This window comes from Mucilaginibacter sp. (assembly GCF_036568825.1).
GTDB lineage: Bacteria > Bacteroidota > Bacteroidia > Sphingobacteriales > Sphingobacteriaceae > Mucilaginibacter.
This window is the reverse complement of record NZ_DATCRU010000010.1, coordinates 25,507-42,964: the sequence shown is the minus strand read 5'-3', so window position 1 is coordinate 42,964 and position 17,458 is coordinate 25,507. Positions and strand designations below refer to the sequence as shown.

Annotated in this window: 20 protein-coding genes; 8 read left to right on the top strand and 12 right to left on the bottom strand. The window is 41.9% G+C overall.

Going from position 1 to position 17,458, the window contains the following annotated elements; all coding sequences use genetic code 11:
* Nucleotides 1–135: 135 nt before the first annotated feature.
* Complete coding sequence (locus tag VIM89_RS02565; protein WP_488154560.1) at nucleotides 136–1,161, bottom strand: aldo/keto reductase; 1,026 nt, start codon at nucleotides 1,159–1,161, stop codon at nucleotides 136–138.
* A gap of 155 nt (nucleotides 1,162–1,316) precedes the next feature.
* Nucleotides 1,317–1,754, bottom strand: coding sequence for a GNAT family N-acetyltransferase (locus VIM89_RS02560; protein ID WP_488154559.1), 438 nt, complete (start codon nucleotides 1,752–1,754; stop codon nucleotides 1,317–1,319).
* A 78-nt stretch (nucleotides 1,755–1,832) separates the two neighbouring features.
* Between VIM89_RS02560 and VIM89_RS02555 the strand changes: the two genes are divergently transcribed.
* On the top strand, nucleotides 1,833–2,918 hold the full coding sequence (locus VIM89_RS02555; protein WP_488154558.1) for a DNA topoisomerase IB: 1,086 nt from the start codon (nucleotides 1,833–1,835) through the stop codon (nucleotides 2,916–2,918).
* A 52-nt stretch (nucleotides 2,919–2,970) separates the two neighbouring features.
* Here the strand turns inward: VIM89_RS02555 and VIM89_RS02550 are convergent, their stop codons facing one another.
* The 3 genes from VIM89_RS02550 to VIM89_RS02540 all read right to left on the bottom strand — a co-directional run bounded on the left by VIM89_RS02550 (nucleotide 2,971) and on the right by VIM89_RS02540 (nucleotide 5,842).
* Nucleotides 2,971–3,375, bottom strand: coding sequence for a ribonuclease E inhibitor RraB (locus VIM89_RS02550; protein ID WP_488154557.1), 405 nt, complete (start codon nucleotides 3,373–3,375; stop codon nucleotides 2,971–2,973).
* A gap of 230 nt (nucleotides 3,376–3,605) precedes the next feature.
* Nucleotides 3,606–5,474: a M56 family metallopeptidase gene (locus tag VIM89_RS02545; protein WP_488154556.1), complete on the bottom strand. Its 1,869-nt coding sequence runs from the start codon at nucleotides 5,472–5,474 to the stop codon at nucleotides 3,606–3,608.
* Between the two features lie 5 nt (nucleotides 5,475–5,479).
* The gene (locus VIM89_RS02540) at nucleotides 5,480–5,842 is read right to left on the bottom strand and encodes a BlaI/MecI/CopY family transcriptional regulator (RefSeq protein ID WP_488154555.1); all 363 of its coding nucleotides are present in this window, start codon (nucleotides 5,840–5,842) and stop codon (nucleotides 5,480–5,482) included.
* 137 nt (nucleotides 5,843–5,979) lie between these two features.
* On the opposite strand from VIM89_RS02540, the gene VIM89_RS02535 reads away from it, so the two are divergent.
* From VIM89_RS02535 to VIM89_RS02525, 3 genes are all read left to right on the top strand, one after another.
* Entirely contained in the window at nucleotides 5,980–6,834 is an 855-nt protein-coding gene (locus VIM89_RS02535) for an SDR family oxidoreductase (RefSeq protein WP_488154554.1), read from the top strand.
* A 73-nt stretch (nucleotides 6,835–6,907) separates the two neighbouring features.
* The gene (locus VIM89_RS02530; RefSeq protein WP_488154553.1) at nucleotides 6,908–7,387 is read left to right on the top strand and encodes a c-type cytochrome; all 480 of its coding nucleotides are present in this window, start codon (nucleotides 6,908–6,910) and stop codon (nucleotides 7,385–7,387) included.
* 103 nt (nucleotides 7,388–7,490) lie between these two features.
* Nucleotides 7,491–8,003 carry an N-acetyltransferase family protein gene (locus VIM89_RS02525; protein ID WP_488154552.1) on the top strand — a complete coding sequence of 171 codons (513 nt, stop codon included), beginning with the start codon at nucleotides 7,491–7,493 and terminating at the stop codon, nucleotides 8,001–8,003.
* A 231-nt stretch (nucleotides 8,004–8,234) separates the two neighbouring features.
* On the opposite strand, the gene VIM89_RS02520 is transcribed toward VIM89_RS02525, so the two are convergent.
* Together VIM89_RS02520 and VIM89_RS02515 are read right to left on the bottom strand one after the other, a co-directional pair.
* Nucleotides 8,235–8,927, bottom strand: coding sequence for an ankyrin repeat domain-containing protein (locus tag VIM89_RS02520; RefSeq protein ID WP_488154551.1), 693 nt, complete (start codon nucleotides 8,925–8,927; stop codon nucleotides 8,235–8,237).
* A gap of 12 nt (nucleotides 8,928–8,939) precedes the next feature.
* The gene (locus VIM89_RS02515) at nucleotides 8,940–10,121 is read right to left on the bottom strand and encodes a DUF5009 domain-containing protein (protein WP_488154550.1); all 1,182 of its coding nucleotides are present in this window, start codon (nucleotides 10,119–10,121) and stop codon (nucleotides 8,940–8,942) included.
* Between the two features lie 93 nt (nucleotides 10,122–10,214).
* On the opposite strand from VIM89_RS02515, the gene VIM89_RS02510 reads away from it, so the two are divergent.
* Together VIM89_RS02510 and accC are read left to right on the top strand one after the other, a co-directional pair.
* Nucleotides 10,215–10,964, top strand: a complete 750-nt coding sequence (locus VIM89_RS02510; protein WP_488154549.1) for a YdcF family protein — start codon at nucleotides 10,215–10,217, stop codon at nucleotides 10,962–10,964.
* 40 nt (nucleotides 10,965–11,004) lie between these two features.
* Nucleotides 11,005–12,489 carry an acetyl-CoA carboxylase biotin carboxylase subunit gene (gene accC / locus VIM89_RS02505; protein WP_488154548.1) on the top strand — a complete coding sequence of 495 codons (1,485 nt, stop codon included), beginning with the start codon at nucleotides 11,005–11,007 and terminating at the stop codon, nucleotides 12,487–12,489.
* A gap of 213 nt (nucleotides 12,490–12,702) precedes the next feature.
* On the opposite strand, the gene VIM89_RS02500 is transcribed toward accC, so the two are convergent.
* The 4 genes from VIM89_RS02500 to VIM89_RS02485 form a co-directional block, all read right to left on the bottom strand.
* The gene (locus VIM89_RS02500; protein WP_488154547.1) at nucleotides 12,703–13,485 is read right to left on the bottom strand and encodes an alpha/beta fold hydrolase; all 783 of its coding nucleotides are present in this window, start codon (nucleotides 13,483–13,485) and stop codon (nucleotides 12,703–12,705) included.
* 98 nt (nucleotides 13,486–13,583) lie between these two features.
* Nucleotides 13,584–14,033 (bottom strand): SRPBCC family protein, encoded by a 450-nt coding sequence (locus VIM89_RS02495; protein ID WP_488154546.1) that lies wholly within the window; start codon nucleotides 14,031–14,033, stop codon nucleotides 13,584–13,586.
* On the bottom strand, nucleotides 14,023–14,355 hold the full coding sequence (locus VIM89_RS02490; protein WP_488154545.1) for an ArsR/SmtB family transcription factor: 333 nt from the start codon (nucleotides 14,353–14,355) through the stop codon (nucleotides 14,023–14,025). The genes VIM89_RS02495 and VIM89_RS02490 overlap by 11 nt, the downstream gene beginning before the upstream one ends.
* 227 nt (nucleotides 14,356–14,582) lie before the next feature.
* A complete protein-coding gene (locus VIM89_RS02485; RefSeq protein ID WP_488154544.1) occupies nucleotides 14,583–15,044 on the bottom strand; it encodes an NUDIX hydrolase in 462 nt (153 codons plus the stop codon).
* A gap of 80 nt (nucleotides 15,045–15,124) precedes the next feature.
* On the opposite strand from VIM89_RS02485, the gene VIM89_RS02480 reads away from it, so the two are divergent.
* Entirely contained in the window at nucleotides 15,125–15,622 is a 498-nt protein-coding gene (locus tag VIM89_RS02480) for an SRPBCC family protein (RefSeq protein ID WP_488154543.1), read from the top strand.
* Between the two features lie 58 nt (nucleotides 15,623–15,680).
* On the top strand, nucleotides 15,681–16,298 hold the full coding sequence (locus tag VIM89_RS02475) for a riboflavin synthase (RefSeq protein ID WP_488154542.1): 618 nt from the start codon (nucleotides 15,681–15,683) through the stop codon (nucleotides 16,296–16,298).
* Here VIM89_RS02475 and VIM89_RS02470 read toward each other — a convergent pair.
* On the bottom strand, nucleotides 16,267–17,412 hold the full coding sequence (locus tag VIM89_RS02470; RefSeq protein ID WP_488154541.1) for a tetratricopeptide repeat protein: 1,146 nt from the start codon (nucleotides 17,410–17,412) through the stop codon (nucleotides 16,267–16,269). The genes VIM89_RS02475 and VIM89_RS02470 overlap by 32 nt on opposite strands.
* Nucleotides 17,413–17,458 lie beyond the last annotated feature (46 nt).

Here is a 17,458-nt window from a genome sequence, read left to right as displayed (position 1 = left end):
GGGTGAGAAATCTTATACAACTTGCATAGCGAACTTTGTATATCGTATAAGATTTCTCCTCACCCTGAGCCACAATCCCCTTCTGTTCGTCGAAATGACATGATATATTTAGGCTGACTTCCGACCTCGGCCTTCCTACTTCAATTCCCTATCCGCCGATTGCCTTTCCACCATCCAGCCCGGGTATTCACGTGGCAGGGCGCTTACTTCGTTGATGCGTTTCAGGTCATCTTCTGAAAGAACCAATTCGGTCGACTTTACATTATCCAGCAATTGATCCGGATTTTTAGCACCGATGATGGTGCTGGTAACGTCTTTTTGCAAACGCACCCAGGCCAAAGCTACCTGAGCAGCCGAGACGCCATACTGTTTGCCCACTTCGGTGATCACATCGATAATATCATAGGCTCTTTCTTTGTTCACCGGAGGGAAGTCGAAAACATCTCTGCGTGAGTCGCCTGCTTTTTCGTTATTACGGGTATATTTTCCAGATAAAAATCCGCCAGCTAATGGGCTCCACGGCATGATACCTATGTTCTGATCCAATGCCAGCGGTACAACCTCACGCTCAATATCACGACCGGCCAGCGAATAATAATATTGTAAACCCACAAACTTGCTCCAACCATGTTTGTCAGCTATACCCAAGGCTTTCATTACCATCCATGCCGGCCAGTTACAAACAGCGATGTAACGTACTTTACCGGTAAGAACAATATCATTCAATGCCCGCATGGTTTCTTCAACCGGCGTTTTTGGGTCGACGCCATGCACATACAGAATGTCAATATGATCCATCTGCAAGCGCTGTAAGCTCTCATCTACTGACTGGAAAATATGGTAACGCGATAGGCCCACATAATTTTTGCCTTCGCCCATACGGCCGCGAACTTTGGTAGCTATTACCAGTTCGTTGCGGTTAAGACCGAGATCGATAATGGATTGACCCAGTAGCTTTTCCGATTGACCAAAGGAATAAACGTTGGCCGTATCGATAAAGTTAATGCCTGAATCGACTACCGTTCTCATCAGTTCATTTACGCCATCCTGCTGAAGCTTGCCGATGTTCTCCCAAATGCCTCCGTTGCCGCCAAAAGTCATTGTACCAAAGCAAAGTTCGGACACCACCAGCCCGGTGTTCCCTAAAAAGTTGTATTTCATAAGTGTTGGATTGATTTACCGTAAAATTGAGTTTTTTGTTGGGATAGAACAGTCAGGGGAGAGTAAAGTTGTGGATTAGAGATTAGTTAATTAAAGATTAGAGATTAGTGAATACGTGGCGTGATAAAACTAATCTCTAATCAACTAATCTCTAATTAACTAAAGTACTCCCATTCCCATACCTCTCCTTCATCTTCATCTATAGCAGTGCCAATCAGTTGAAAATTGTTTTTGCGGAGGATACGAACCGAATAGTTTTCCTCTTTTAATGTTTGTGCGGTGATGCGGATAGATGGATCGGTTTGAAGTGAAAGCTGAACCAGCATTTGGGCTATTTGTGTACCGATGCCTTGCTTCTGATATTGTGGGAAAGTACCGTAGGCTATTTCTACCTTGTTATTCAATGGTTGACCTTTAAAGGCAGCCGCGGCAACCAGGTTGCCTTCTTGTTGTACATAGTAGCATATCCAGGGCGGGTTATAGCCAACCCGTTTGTAAAAATCAACGCACATGTAAATACTTTCCTGGCAATCCGCGTGAGCGGTAAATTCCGGGTTTTCCTCCAGGTGTTCTTTGATGGGTATTAATTGCATGCTTCTCAAATATACCACAATATGCCGTGATCGTCATATTATCAAAACTTAAAGTTTAATAGTCCTGTTGTAGCATCAATGAACCGTATTTTAAAGAAGCTGGAAAAAATAGGGCGAGACCCGAAGATCACCGCCAAAGCAGCCGGGTTGCGATATGTGGCGGACTCAATGCCAGGATATACCCGGAAGAAATCGGGCAAAGGGTTTGCTTTTTATGATGCCGATGGTAAGCTGGTTAACGATAAAGAATTGATCCATCGCTTCAATAGATTGGTTATACCGCCGGCTTATACCAACGTTTGGATATCACCTTATGAGAACGGACATTTGCAATTTACCGGAACAGACGCCGCGGGGCGAAAGCAATACCGTTATCATCCTGAATGGAACAAACTGCGTAATCAATCCAAATATTATCATTTGCGTTTGTTTGCCGAATACCTGCCCGCCATTCGTAAGCAGGTAGATAAAGACCTGGCCCGTCATAACCTCGATCACGATAAAGTAGTAGCGCTTGTGATCCGCATAATGGAACTGACCAGCATCAGGGTAGGGAACGAGTCGTACAAAAAATTATATGGCTCATACGGGCTCACTACGCTGATGAATAAGCATGTTAAAATCGACGGTTCGTATATCAACTTTGAGTTTAAGGGCAAAAAGGGTGTTTATCAAAAGGTCGCTCTTCATAGCCGTAAACTAGCACGTTTGATAAAGCAATGCCGTGATATACCCGGCAAAGAGCTTTTTCAATATTTTGATGAGGAAGGCAACAAGCGCTCAATCGGCTCGGAAGATGTGAACCGCTATTTAAAAGATATCACCGGAGAAGACTTTACCGCCAAAGATTTCCGTACCTGGGCGGGTAGCGTTAGCGCATTGTACGCAATTAAAGAAGCAGGTGAATTTGAAACCATCACTGAATGTAAAAAGAAGATTGTAAGCGTGCTGGACGAAGTTGCTATCAACCTGGGTAATACTCGTGCGGTTTGTAAAAAGTATTACGTGCATCCAACAGTGATCAAAAGCTATGAAGAGGGGACGATATTTAAATATATTTCAGAACTGGATAAAAGCAAAGACGTAAACACAGCCGAATTGAACCTGGCGGAAAAAGCACTGATGGAAATTCTGGAAAATGAAAAGTTGGCTGAAGCGAGTTAGTGTCTGTTTAGGCGATATAAATTTAATATTTTTCGAAAAGGCAAACTTTACCCTAGTCTTGGTTTGGATTTGTTCCCCAACCGTCAAATTCACAATCAAATTCGTAACCGATTTCGCACATTCTTTCAGTCCAATTGGCAACGATATCATCCGCCATTTTTATTTTATTTGTCCAACCGGTTATTATGAAAAGCTTTTTATTGCTCGCTGAAATACCATGATGAACTGAATAATTTAATTTTTCCAATTCTGTTGCAAAATATTCGGCCTTTTCGGCAGTGTTTGTATAAAAGAAGAACTCTAGTTTAAGTTCTTTTTCTTCTGTAACGTCATACTTATAGAGTTGCTCAAGTGTCTTCGGTGCCATTTGCATTTGCAAAGTGCGGTTTTTGTCAAACGCTCTTTCATTAACAAATTCTTTGCCTGAATTAGGTTTTAAAAAATCAAATATTCCCATTGGAGATAAAGTTTAATGTGGTTTTAAATATTGCTAAAAATTTCTGCTTTCTGAAATAATAAAATAAAAGTGAGGATGTGATTTACAGTTGATAGTGTCGACCTTGTATAATTTTATAGAAACAAAAAAACTCGCCGAAGCGAGTTAGTTGGAGTAAACTATTAACTGATCTATTATTAGTTGATTAAGTTAAAACACATTCAACTTAATCAACCACTTAACATAATCAACTATTTTCCCTTCTTAGTATGAATCTCAATAACACCATTCTTGCCCTTGTCTCCGTATTTTTTCTCAGCGGTTCCATTCTTTAAAACGGTGATTGATTTTATGTCATTCGGATTAAGATTATTTATACTTTTTACCTCTTTGCCGTCAATGATAAATAAGGGCTTACCTCCACTATTAATGGTCAATTGATCGTTATCAGGGGTGAATTTGCTCACGTATATTTTTTCCGGCTTGCCATCCGGAGTTACTAATCTTTTATAGCCTTGTACGGTAACCACTTCAGGCGCAACATCATCACTTACTACCACATTTGTTTTGGGCATAGCTTTAACGTAAACATAGCTTTTACCGTTTGCAGAAACTTTAGTAGTTACCTTAGGATTAACACCGACTATTGTTACAGCGTTTACATTTTTGCTGCCTTCCCCGTTTACTGAAACATCATCAGAAGATGAACTGTTAATGGAATAAGCCATTGTGGTACCCCTAGCTGATGTTGGCGCTATATCCGAATCGTCATTTATCGATATATTATTAGCAATAGCGCCATGGCGCATGGTTTTATCCATTTTTTCTTTCAGCTTTTTTCCTGCTTCAGAATCTTCGGTAGTTACGAACATTACCTTTCTGTCGTTATCCAGTTCAGGGTAAAATTCTTTCGCACTTTCGGCATTCATTAATTCGATGCTTTTTATGCGTTCAGGGTCTATTGCTTTTACTTCGTCTTTGCTTGATTTTTGGCCATTCAATACGTAATTTATTGAATCCGGGCTGGTATCGGCAGTTACCATAAACGATTTTCTGCCATTTTTTGCCCTGGCTGAGTAAATAGTGTCAGCATAAGTAGTTGCCTTTTTAGCTGACGTTTTGGTTACAACTGGTTTTGTACGGGTTATCGTAGTGGCAGCTGATCTTTTAACCGAATTCTCATTGCTGTTAACAATTGCAACATGGCTTATTGCGGAAGCGATAGTTTTAAAAGTATGTTTGGCAACTTCGGCTTTTGACAGGCTGAAAGTGAGCAGAAGAACAACAACTGCGGGTACAAGGAATACATAGCGGGTAAGGTTATAGCCCGGTGATCTTTTTGCATTCATCATGATGATACGTTTTTTAATGGTTGAGATATTAAAATGATTGACAATACTGTTGGGCATGGCAGCAAGGCTTACGCTTACCAAACTGTATTGATATTCCTTGCTGTCGGCGCCCTTCTGTAATATTTTTCGATCAGTAATAAATTCAAGATTTTCGCGTACGGCCCTTTTCATCAGCCAAACGCCGGGGTTGAACCAGTAGAAGATGGTGCTTAATTCGGCCAGCAATAAATCGAGCGTGTGCCACTGGCTTACATGTATTTGTTCGTGCTGAAGCACATTCTTCAATTCAGCAGGCGATAATTTGGTTGGATTGACGTAGACGCTTCGCCAGAACGAGAACGGGCCGATATCGTCTTTCAGCAGACGCACTTTATGCTCGTCGATCTGTCCCGGTTGCGAGCGACGGTATAATCGTAATAGTGAAATTAATTGAATGACCATTCGTGCGGCGAATAGGATCACACCCGCCCAGAAGATCACCTCCACCCATTGCCAGTAGTTAGGCTGATACAGCGGTTTTACCAGGTTTTTAGCTGGTGTTTCCCATCTGAGCATCACGGTTTGTACTGGTTCCGTTAATTGTTGATGCTGCTGAACAAAATCTGACAGGTTGATCTTAGGATAAAGGGTCGAAAAAATAATGGCCGTTACTAGGTATATCCTGTTGAGGGTATAAAAAGTAAGGTGGCGCAGCACCAAATAATAGCCGAGGCAAAACAGCACTAGGGCCATATTCACTTTGAACAGAAACAAAAATAATGCTGGCATGACTGTTACTTTTTAGGGTTTTCAATCAGGTTGATAATCTCTTTCAGGTCGCTGGCGCTGATCTTCTTCTCGTTTGCGAAAAACGTGACCAGGTCCTTATAAGAATTTTGGAAGTAATCACTCACAAAACCGTTCATAAAGCGCTTTTTGTATTCTTCTTCCTTAATAGCCGGAACATAGCGGTAGCTATTGCCCACCTTTTCGCTGCTTACAAAACCTTTGCGCTCAAGGTTCTTTATGGTTGATGCCAATGTGGTGTAGGGAGGCTGCGGTTCAGGCATGGCATCAAGGAAATCCTTTACCGATCCTGAGCCGCATTGCCATACAGCCTGCATTGCTTCTTCTTCCTGTTTGGTTAATTTTTCCATCTCAATTACGATTGTTTCGTAAATCTACGAACATTTCGTAATAATGCAAATTATTTTATATTTTTTAACAAATTAAATTTCTCTAATCAAATCAAATAGATGTTGCAGTGTGTTAACTTGCATAAAATCTATGAAATATGGCCGCAATAACCACAGTAATCACTGGCGCAACATCTGGTATCGGAAAAGTAACCGCCCTGGAATTAGCAAAGAAAGGCCATGCTATTTATATGCTGGTTCGCAATACCGTAAAAGGGGAGCAGGTGAAGCAGGAGATCATCACAGCGAGTGGTAATAAGAACATTTACGTGTTGGAATGCGATATGGCCGATCTGCAAAGCGTGCGTAATGCAGCTGCTGAGCTAAATGGGAAATTATTCGCCATCAATATCCTGATTAATAATGCTGGTCATGCTTTTCTGGAACGAACGTTTACCAAAGACGGTTTTGAGATGACTTTTCAAGTGAATCACCTCGGACATTTTCTATTAACCGAAAGTCTGATGCCTTTACTCAAAAAAGGACAGGCGCGCATTATCAATGTAAGTTCTGAAGCGCACCGCTCGGCCAAACCAAATTTTGATGACCTGAAATGGGAGGTAACACCTTATAAAGTAATGAAAGCTTATGGCGTAAGTAAACTATATAATATCTATTTCACCAAATCATTGGCCGAAAAATATAAGCAGGATGGCATTGTATCCTATGCCTTGCATCCGGGTGTAGTTAATACCAATATCTGGGATGGTGTAAAAGGCTTCGGGAAATTCGTAGTAGGCTTTATGAAATTATTTATGATAACACCGGAGAAAGGAGCGGAGACAACTATCTATCTGGCCACCGAGTTAAGACTGGAATCAAAAAGTGGTCTTTATTTTAAGAAATGTAAGGTAGATAAACCGGCGCCAATAGCTGATGATACAGCTGCAAGGCAACGGTTGTGGGAGATCAGCGAAAAATTAACGGCTGAGAAAAACAAAACGGATGTTTAACCGTATTTTTTGTATTACAAATTGTCATTTATTTGTCAGGTATTTATATATTAGTTCCATAATTCAACCCCTTATGATGATCAGCAAAAAATTAGCCATCACCGCCGGTCTTTTCGGCGCAATGGCATTGGGCATAGCTGCTTCTATGCCGCAACAGGGTCCTCCGCCTAAGGCGGAAAACCTCAAGGTATTACCAAAAAATATTTCCCATAAAGATCTTGACCACATTATGGATATGTGGGCAACCTCATTAGGTGTGCATTGTAATTTTTGCCATGTGCGCAACGAGGATACCAAAAAAATGGATTTCGCAAGCGATGCAAAGCCTGAAAAGAATATGGCACGTCACATGTTTGCCATGACCTCGAAGATCAACAAGAAATTCTTCAAAGCTGAAAAAGATTCGCTGGGCATGGTGATGGAAAGCAGCGTCAACTGCTATACCTGCCACCACGGTACATCACATCCTGATATCAAAATTCCTGAAAGACAACGCGGTCCGGGCGGCCCTCCTTCGGGTGGTGCGGGTTCGCCTCCGCCTCCAGGACAATAATAATTTCGGATTTCGGAATTACGATTTCGGATTTGTTAAGATAGATGAAAACGCTCCTTTTAGGGGCGTTTTCTTTTTATCAGGGTTTGTGTAATTTTATTTCATGACTGATCTCTCCCCGATAATCCGCAACGCGGTGGCTAATGACCTTCCCGGTATTCTGGATATTTATAATCATGCAATCATCAATACTACTTCTGTCTATAGTGAACAGCCTCATACTTTGCAAATGCGCCTGGCCTGGTATAATGACAGGATCACTAATGGTTTCCCGGTTTTTGTTGCTGAATTTGGCGGACAAGTCATTGGCTTTAGCACCTTTGGCCATTTTCGTGTCTGGCCGTGCTACCGGTATACGGTGGAGCACTCGGTTTATGTGCATGTAGATCATCGCGGTAAAGGGTTAAGCAAATTGCTGCTACAGCCTTTAATTGACCGTGCGCGAGAAATGAAATTGCATGCAATGATCGCCGGGATAGATGGCGAGAACGAAGTAAGCTATCGACTGCACCAGTCGTTTGGTTTTGTTGAGGTGGCGCACTTCAAAGAAGTGGGTTTTAAATTCGGGCGCTGGCTCGATCTGAAATTTATGGAACTAATTTTAAGTTTAGATTAAAAAAAGTTTAACCAGACTTACCCGTTGTATCTTAGCCTTTTACATTAATCAACTAAAGCAAAAATGGCCTAAATGAGTTCAAAAACAGTGTTTTTTGAACTTAATACGAAAACTTTAGAGGCAAAAATGACGTAGAAGTACGTGATCTGTTATAGGTAAGATTAATAATAGATATGTTCTTTACCCAATCACAAAAATCCCATGCCCGCCTGTGTGCGGGCAGGGATTTTTTCAGGAAAATAATTTCAAAATGTTTCTTTGCCGGTTTGTTTCAGCAAGCATTTTGGGCGAAATGCCCTCGTTATTCTTCTTGTTGAAATCGCCCCCAAACCGCAACAACAACTCTAACTGCTCGCTTTTTAGTTTTCTTTTCACCGCATAATATAATGCCGTATTGCCTTTTGCATCGGCAAAATTTACATCCGCTCCATTTTGCAGGAACCATTCGGCCACGTTATAGCGTTTCCAATTATATGCAGCAAAAAACGGGCTATCCATTTTGTTTGAGCCTTCAATATTTGCACCGTGTTTTTTGAATATTGCTGCAGCCTCGGCATCGTCGTACCAGGCTATGGCATACATGCAGTTTTCAGGATCGGCCCCTTGGTCCAAAAGGTATTTCCAGACCTTTTCATTTCGGCCACGGGTATAGGCATACCATAATGGCGTCGCTGGAAAATCGTCGCACCCACCTTTGATTAGGTGAATGGAATTGATATCCATCCCGCTTTTCAGGAATAGTTTGAGTATATCCAGGCTGGTATCTGCCTTTTCAGGATGCGAAGCAATAGGTACAGCGCCTAAGTAATGCAGTCCATTTTTCCCATATTCTTCGGCCCAAGCAATCCATTTAGGCTCAGTTTGGATGATCTGCTCCAGTAGAGGCAGGTCCAAACTTTTGATTGCCTGAATGAATTTGTTCATGGGACTATTACATTATACCTTCAATTTCAATTTTTTCTTCTCTAAAAACCCGCCAATGATCACTACTATAAATGCCACTGCCCATGACCGCAAGAACCCGCCCCAGCCATAGTTTAGGAAATGCGGATAATGGAAATGAACCAGGTTATAAAAACCAATCTGAAAATAAGGGATAAGGTAACAGGTCAGCGTGGCAGTACCTGCAGGCCAGATCAATTTAAACCAGTCCTTTTTGCCTTTAAAATCCACCAGGTATATCATCAGCTCAAAAACCAGAGTAGAAATGCCTATACAAATAAGTATCCACGCCGGTGTAGATCTGATCTTGGAAATACCATCCGTATAGGGGCGTAGTAGAAAGCCTACAGCGATAGCGAGGCATCCGGCTATAAAAAGCTTTAACCACAAAGCAGTATTAAATCCTTTCTTCACCATCCGGGCGTACCATAAGGAAATAACGACACCCGCCATAACAGAAAACTCAGTCGAGCCATCATGAATCACCCATAAATGCAGCCTGAGCCATTTACCATGACCCAGTATATTAATAACCGCAAACACCAGGAATGCGATGATCATAGCTGTCATATTACCTTTGGCGAAGAAGTAGATCAGCGAACAAACCAGGTAACCCCAACCAATCAAACCTAAAATACCCCACCAATGCGGCTCCATGCTATTGCCTTCCCGGCCAACGTACAAAAATGCCATTAACAATAAAATGAGCCATCCGAAGCCTACCAGGAAGTATTTTTTTACATTATTCATGGTAGCCGGATAATCGAGCCAGATCAGGAAGAACGCGAGTGTAATCAGTATTTCCCACACAGCTTCGGGCAGAATAGACGTTTTGCCATATTCTTCCAAATTAACATGAAAAAAGCCCATTACGATCAAAGCAAACGACCGTGATATAATGGCGAAGAGGATGGCCTGGGTTGAATGGCCCTTTTGAAATTTACGGTCTAATGCCAGCGGAATAGATAAACCCACAATGAACAAAAACGTAGGGAAAATGGTATCGGCAAAGCCCATCGCATCTTCGGTGCGTTTGGCATGATCGATCCACTCGGGAATGCCTTTAACGCCACTCAGGTCGTTAACAAATATCATCAATAACATGGTTAATGCCCTGATGGCATCGATGGAAAGCAGTCGTTTCGGAGCTTCTTTAAATACAAGAGATTCGGTCATGATTGTAATATAGTTTTCGGATCAACTAAAGATGGTAAAAATGCATCACATTGCCTGTAATATTTTAGTGATAATGATACATTTGCCGGTATAATGTACTTCATATTATCCAAAGTCCTGATGTTTGCATTGTTTCCGCTCAATTGGATACTGGTCTTTTTGTTGATCGCCATATTCACCAGGCGACCGAAGCGGAAGAAAAAGTGTTTTACAATTGCCATTGCTTTATTTATCATTTTCAGCAGTCCGTTGCTGCTATACCTGTTTGCCAAAAATTGGGATGTATATCCAGAGCCTTTGGAGAAAAGCAAAATATATAGCGCAGCGATTGTTTTGGGCGGATTCTCCGGTGAAGATAAAAATGGGAACGGTGTTTTTAACAGCTATTCCGATAGGTTTATTGAAGGCATGCAACTAAGGGGACAAAATAAAGCATCGCACATCCTGATCAGTAGTGGTAATGGCAATCTGCAGGCCAGCAGCTTCAGAGAGGCGATTTGGGCAGAGGGAGTATTGAAACAACTTGGGGTACCCGATAGTGCCATACTGATCGAACATGAGTCGCGGAATACGTTTGAAAATGCTGCGTTTTCAAAAAAGCTATTACAGCAAAAGCATTTGTCGCCACCTTATTTGCTGGTTACTTCGGCCTGGCATATGAGGCGCGCTGAATACATTTTCAAAAAAGAAGGCCTGGATGTTATAGCGCAACCAAGCGGAGCGATAACTGGAAATGAAAAATTCAGCTTTTGGGGTTCTTTGGTACCGGATATAGGAGTAATGTCGGGCTGGACATTTTACCTGAAAGAATTGGTAGGCGTGGTAGTTGCTCATCTAAAATAGTCTTGTTTTAAATCAGCGCAAATCTTATACATTTGCTAGGATGAAGAAAATCCTGGTAGCCAATCGCGGCGAGATCGCGTTAAGAGTAATGCGTTCGGCGCGCGAGATGGGAATAAAAACGGTGGCCGTTTATTCAGCTGCTGATCGAAATGCTTTACACGTTCGCTATGCCGATGAAGCCGTTTTTATTGGCGAAGCGCCCTCCAATCAATCCTATCTTGTTGGTGAAAAGATCATTGACGCTTGCCGCAAAACAGATGCCGAGGCGATACATCCCGGTTACGGATTCCTTTCTGAAAATGCAGGCTTTGCACGAATGGTAAGAGAGGCGGGTTTGATCCTGATCGGTCCTTCACCTGAAGCGATGGAAGTGATGGGCAATAAGCTATCAGCCAAAGCGGCGGCCTTAAAATATAATATCCCAATGGTGCCGGGAACTGAAGAAGCAATTTCTGACATTGCGGATGCTAAGAACCGTGCAGTTGAAGTAGGTTTCCCGATCCTGATAAAAGCAGCAGCAGGTGGCGGTGGTAAGGGAATGCGCATAGTGGATAGGGTAGAAGATTTTGAAGAACAAATGCACCTGGCCGTTTCAGAAGCAACTTCCGCATTTGGTGATGGATCAGTTTTTATAGAACGATATGTATCGTCACCAAGGCATATTGAAATACAGGTTTTGGGCGATACACATGGCAATATCGTACATTTATTTGAGCGTGATTGCTCGGTACAGCGTCGCCACCAGAAAGTGATAGAGGAAGCGCCTTCGGCAGTTCTTACTCCCGAGATACGTGAACAAATGGGGCGTTGTGCGGTGGATGTGGCCAGATCGGTAAACTACACTGGTGCAGGTACGGTGGAGTTTATTATGGATGATCAGCTGAACTTCTATTTCCTGGAGATGAATACTCGTTTGCAGGTAGAACACCCGGTTTCAGAATTAATTACAGGCGTCGACCTGGTAAAGGAGCAGATCAATATTGCCAAAGGCTTACCGATCAGTTTTAAACAGGAAGACCTGGAAATAAAAGGACATGCTATCGAGTTGCGAGTATATGCAGAAGACCCTGAAAATAATTTCCTGCCGGATATTGGCACGCTGCAAACTTATGTAACGCCAAAAGGCCCCGGCGTACGTGTGGATGATGGCTTTGAGCAGGGCATGGAAATACCGATCTACTATGACCCGATGATCGCCAAGCTGATCACTTATGGAAAAGACAGGGCAGAAGCCATTGAGCGAATGATACGGGCTATTGGTGAGTATGATATCACTGGTATTACGACCACGCTCGGTTTCGGAAAGTTTGTAATGCAGCATGAGGCTTTTATCTCAGGTAATTTTGATACACATTTTGTGAAGAAATATTTTACTCCGGAGGTGTTACATTTAGCATCAGATGATGAAGCCCTTATTGCCGCTATTGTGATGGAGAAATTGCTGGGAAAAAAAACGAATGGTACATCCGTTCAGACAATCGATAGTGATGTATCGGATTGGGTAAAAAACCGCAGGGAACTATAAATAATTAGTAGAGACGCAATGCATCGCGCCTACTATGTGCTCAATAATTAAAAGGGGGTGTCACACTGAGCCTGTCGAAGTGCGGTGCAAAGGCCTTTGTCCGCATACCCTTCGACAAGCTCAGTGTGACAGCGCTCCTATGTCATCTCTCCTTTAGAGGCGTCGGGATTTTACAACTCAGCATGACACCTTCCCGTGTATCTTTCTTTTTATTTACTCATCCAAAAATTCCTGAACCAATATCGCTGTCGCCTCCGGTTGTTTGCTGCCGGGTTTCCAGGTAGTGACTTCACCCAGGCAGACCCCATGTATACCGGGTAATACCGCCAGTTGTGCTCCCACGATCATGCGTGACAACTTTGCGCCATGTTCTACCGGCATTACATCTTTATCGTTTACAATGATAAGCGCCGGTGCTTTTATGCCGCGAATAAGATCATCCGGAATGTCTTTGAAGTTTTTCATTCGCTCTACATCCTTATGAAACATATTCAGCAATTTATCTTTATTGGGGTTTACCTTTAAAAAAGCTTCCTGAAGTGGCGCAGGCATGTTATCAATAGTGGCCCCTTCAAATCCGTCGAAAAATCCGGGAAAAAATCCGTCTCTCTGATAAGCACCGGCAATTGCAATAATTTTATTCACTATTTCAGGATGTCTGATAGCGATCTGCAAAGTGGTCGTACCTCCATTACTAAAACCCAGGATGTTGGCTTTATCAACTTTCAGGTATTTAAGCAAGGCGGTGACATCGTCTGCATCTTGCTCAAAAGATTCAGGCGAATTGCGGTCGCTTGTGCGGCCGTGTGCCTGTAGTTCGACTGCTATTACCTTGTTGCGCTTTGAAAATATGGGCAATATGTGAGAGAAGGTAACCTCAATTGTTGAACCGCCGCCATGGAGTAATACCAACGGTATAGTTCCCTCGCCATAAACTTCATAATACATATTGATGCCGTTTACCGGTGCATAGCCGGATGTTTTTATTGTTTCCATAGGATTGGTTTTTTGCGCCTTCGCCGGTATTTCTGCTGCAACAAGAAATAAAGCGATGAACGTAAATAATTTAAAGTTGATTGATAAGCCGTTAAAGGTCATTTTTTCAAACCTGTTAAGTATGCGTTCAGTTTTACGATGTTTTGTTTTAGTCCTTCGTCTGCTTTGAAGGTTTTCACCACCTGGATAAACTCTTCTGCGGAGTCGAAAAGCATATGCCAGCTTATATGTGTTTGCTCACCCTGTTTTTCAAATTCAATGGTTGTCGTAAAATCGGGATTGAAGTGATTGAAAACTATTTTTTTGTTCATCACTATCTCTTTGTAGATGCTTTTATTTTTATAGTTGGTTCCATCCGGTCCGTGCATCACAAAATCCCATACACCGCCTGGCTTTACATCCATGGTATAAATGGTATTGGTAAAACCATTTGGTCCCCACCAGTTGGCGATGTGCTCGGGTTTTGTGAAAACTTCCCATACTAACTCTACAGGTGCATCTAATGTTCTTGTAATGCGAAGTTCGCGGTCTTTTGTGTTACTTTCCATATCGTTCTTTTTTAAGTACTTCCAGGTATTTTTCTAAACTATCCAGTTTGCTTTCCCAATGCTTGCGGTATTGATCAATCCATGCCGACACTTCACTTAACTGATCCAGTTTTGCCTCACAAAATCTGTCCCGCCCGCGTTGCTGAACTATGATTAACCCGCAATCCATTAAAATTTTAACATGAAGTGATATAGCCTGCCTGCTCATATCAAAATTCTCAGCAATCGAGTTCACATTATGCGGTTGATCAGCAATCATATTGATAATTGCTCTTCGGGTTGGGTCGGCTATGGCCTGGTATACATCTCTTCGCGCTATCATTATGCAAGTATTTGCTTGCAAATATATATGCAAGTATTTACTTGCGCAATTTTATTTTAAAAAAAATTATTATCAAAAAAGCTATGTCATTTCGACGAATGGCAATGGGCAAAGCAGTGGGATGAGGAGAAATCTTATGCAAGCGGCTCGTAGACTTTGTCAGTCGTATAAGTTTTCTCTTCGCCCTGTCCACATTTCCCCCGCCTGCTCATCGAAATGACATGGTTTTAGTAAATGCCTTTTGATTGTAGTTCGTTTATCAACCCAACCTGCGCTGGATTAATCTTCACCTTCACCGTCTCCAAATCAAACCAAGCCGCCCTATCAATCTCCGGAAACATCTGCTTCTTGCCCGATCGGGGAGGCCATTCTATCTCAAAAGTGTTACTCACTATTGTTTCATGATCTATATCTCCCTGAACAGCCCAGGCATAAACGGTTTTGCCTCCCTTTTGCTGAATAGGCGTCAGTTCAATAAAATTGCCGCTAATGCTTTGTCCGGTTTCTTCCAAAAACTCGCGTTTAGCAGCATCCAATGGATTTTCATTGTCATCAAATTCACCTTTGGGTACCGACCAGCTCCCTTCGTCTTTATTTTTAAAAAACGGTCCGCCGGGATGAACCAAAAATACCTGTAATTGACCGTCGACAATCCGATAAAGAAGTATTCCAGCACTTTGTTTGGCCATGGTAAATAGATTTAAAGCAAGTTAACAAAAGCCAAAAGTTTAATTGTTATTTTTGTTTCACTATCAAACCGAAAAACAAAATGGCCGATAATAACTGGACCCGATTCACAATCAAAGCTGATTTTAACACTGACGTACGCACCATTTACCAGGCGTGGACTACACCAGAGGGACTGGAAAGCTGGTTTTTGCGTAAGGCCAATTTTTACGCCATAGCCGGCAGGTTGCGCGAACCGCATGAGTCCATTTCAAAAGAAGACGTTTACGAATGGTACTGGCATGGATATGATGATAGCACAATGGAAAAAGGCGAAGTGATGGAAGTGAACAGCATTGATTTTTTGAAGTTTACCTTCAGCGGTGGTTCTGTTGTGAGTGTTTCCCTGGAGAGCAGAAACGGACTCACTATTTTAGAGCTGACACAGGAAAATATTCCGCTGGAAAACGATCCGCTTCAAAATTTGTTAGTTCAATGCCAGGTAGGGTGGACGTTTTATTTAGCTAATCTGAAATCGATAGTAGAGGGCGGTATTGATCTGCGGAATAAACGCCTTGATATCGGCAGTAATTTTAAATAAATCAGACAATTCAATTTTGATTGCATTGTAACTTCGTCGTTCAAAAATATAGCATCATATGTTTACCGGAATTATAGAAACTTTAGGAGAGGTAACCGAACTTCGCCACGAACAGGGTAACCTGCATATTACTGTGTCATCACCCATCGCGTCAGAATTGAAGATCGATCAATCGGTTGCGCATAATGGTGTTTGCCTTACTGTGGTTGCTTTGTCTGATGGTAAGCATACGGTAACTGCTATTGACGAAACCCTGCAAAAATCAAATATTGGTCACCTTAAGGTTGGCGACCTGATAAACCTGGAGCGCTGTATGCAAATGAATGGCCGCCTGGATGGGCATATCGTACAGGGCCATGTGGATCAGACCGCCATTTGTACCGAGTTCAGGGAGATGCACGGTAGCTGGGAATATACTTTTGAATATGACCCGGCAGTTGGAAATGTAACTGTAGAAAAAGGTTCTATTTGTGTAAATGGTATCAGTTTGACTGTAGTGAACTCCAAAAAGAACAGTTTTTCAGTAGCCATCATCCCATATACCTTTGAGCATACCAACCTGCAGCAGGTAAATGTGGGGTCGGTCGTTAACCTGGAATTTGATATCATCGGCAAATATGTGGCCCGTTTAATGGGCGCCAATGCTAACGTGATAACTCCTTTAAGCGCGATTTAGCATAAGTCAAGTAAGTACTCTGCTTTGGTGGCGGATTGGCCTTGATGTATTTCCGGTAATACTTCACTGCGTTGGCCTTATTCTTTAACTCAGAATCATACAGGTTGGCCAGTACATAATAGGTGATCATCGGTTTATCATCGTACAACAGACTTTTTTGATACGCATTTACTGCTTTTTTCAATTCATGAGTTTTCTCGTATGAATCACCCATTTCGCTATAATAGGAATTAACGTTTGATGAAATTGCTTCTTTGATCGCTTTGTTTAAATAAGCGATTGCCTTATCCTGATCGTGCAGCGCCTTGTAGCTCATTGCGGTGTAATAATAAGATGTCTCGCTTGCTGTCTTATTGGTCTCCAGTATTTCAAATGCAGAAATACATTCCTTATATCGTTTTGTCATGAAATAGGATATACCGAGCATGTTGATCACATCGCTTGATGTGGCACCTCCAAGGATCAATTGCTGGCATATCGCAATCGTCTGCGGAAATTTCTCCAAACGGTAATTGACAATTGCTTTTTGATGCAGCAATAGAAAGTTAGACGTATCTGCTTCAAGTGCTTTTGATATTACCGTATCAGCTTTCGGATATGATTTTTGATTGATGAAGATAGTCGCCAAATCAGCAGCCACATCCGGGTCGACGGGGTTAATTGTGTTCGCTTTCTGCAAGTAACTACTGTCTGCTTTCAAATCACCTATATTGAATGATATAGTAGCCAATTGTTTGTATACATTGAAATTGGTGCTGTCTTTTTGAAGGATTTTTTTAAAATAAACCAATGCTTTTGCATTGTTGCCTCTCCTTAAATTGAGGTTGCCTAAATTAAATAACACACTGGTTGAATCCTTTTGATAGATGCGCAAATAATAACCTTCAGCATCGGCCAATTTGCCAGCCATTTGTGAAGTGTAGGCGAGACTGGAAAGTGTCTTGGTATCATTAATTGGCTCTGGATAGGCTCTCTTCAAATAATCCAAAGCATCAGCAAACCGTTGATTCTGATAATATTCCAGTAATAAAGCATCACTGGATTTGTCATTTTGCTGGGCGAAGGATGATATAAAAATGCTAACTAAAAGGATCAATAAGATGTATATTTTCATTTAAACTAAATTATTAGTTTTAAATTGAAAATACAAGAGATATAAA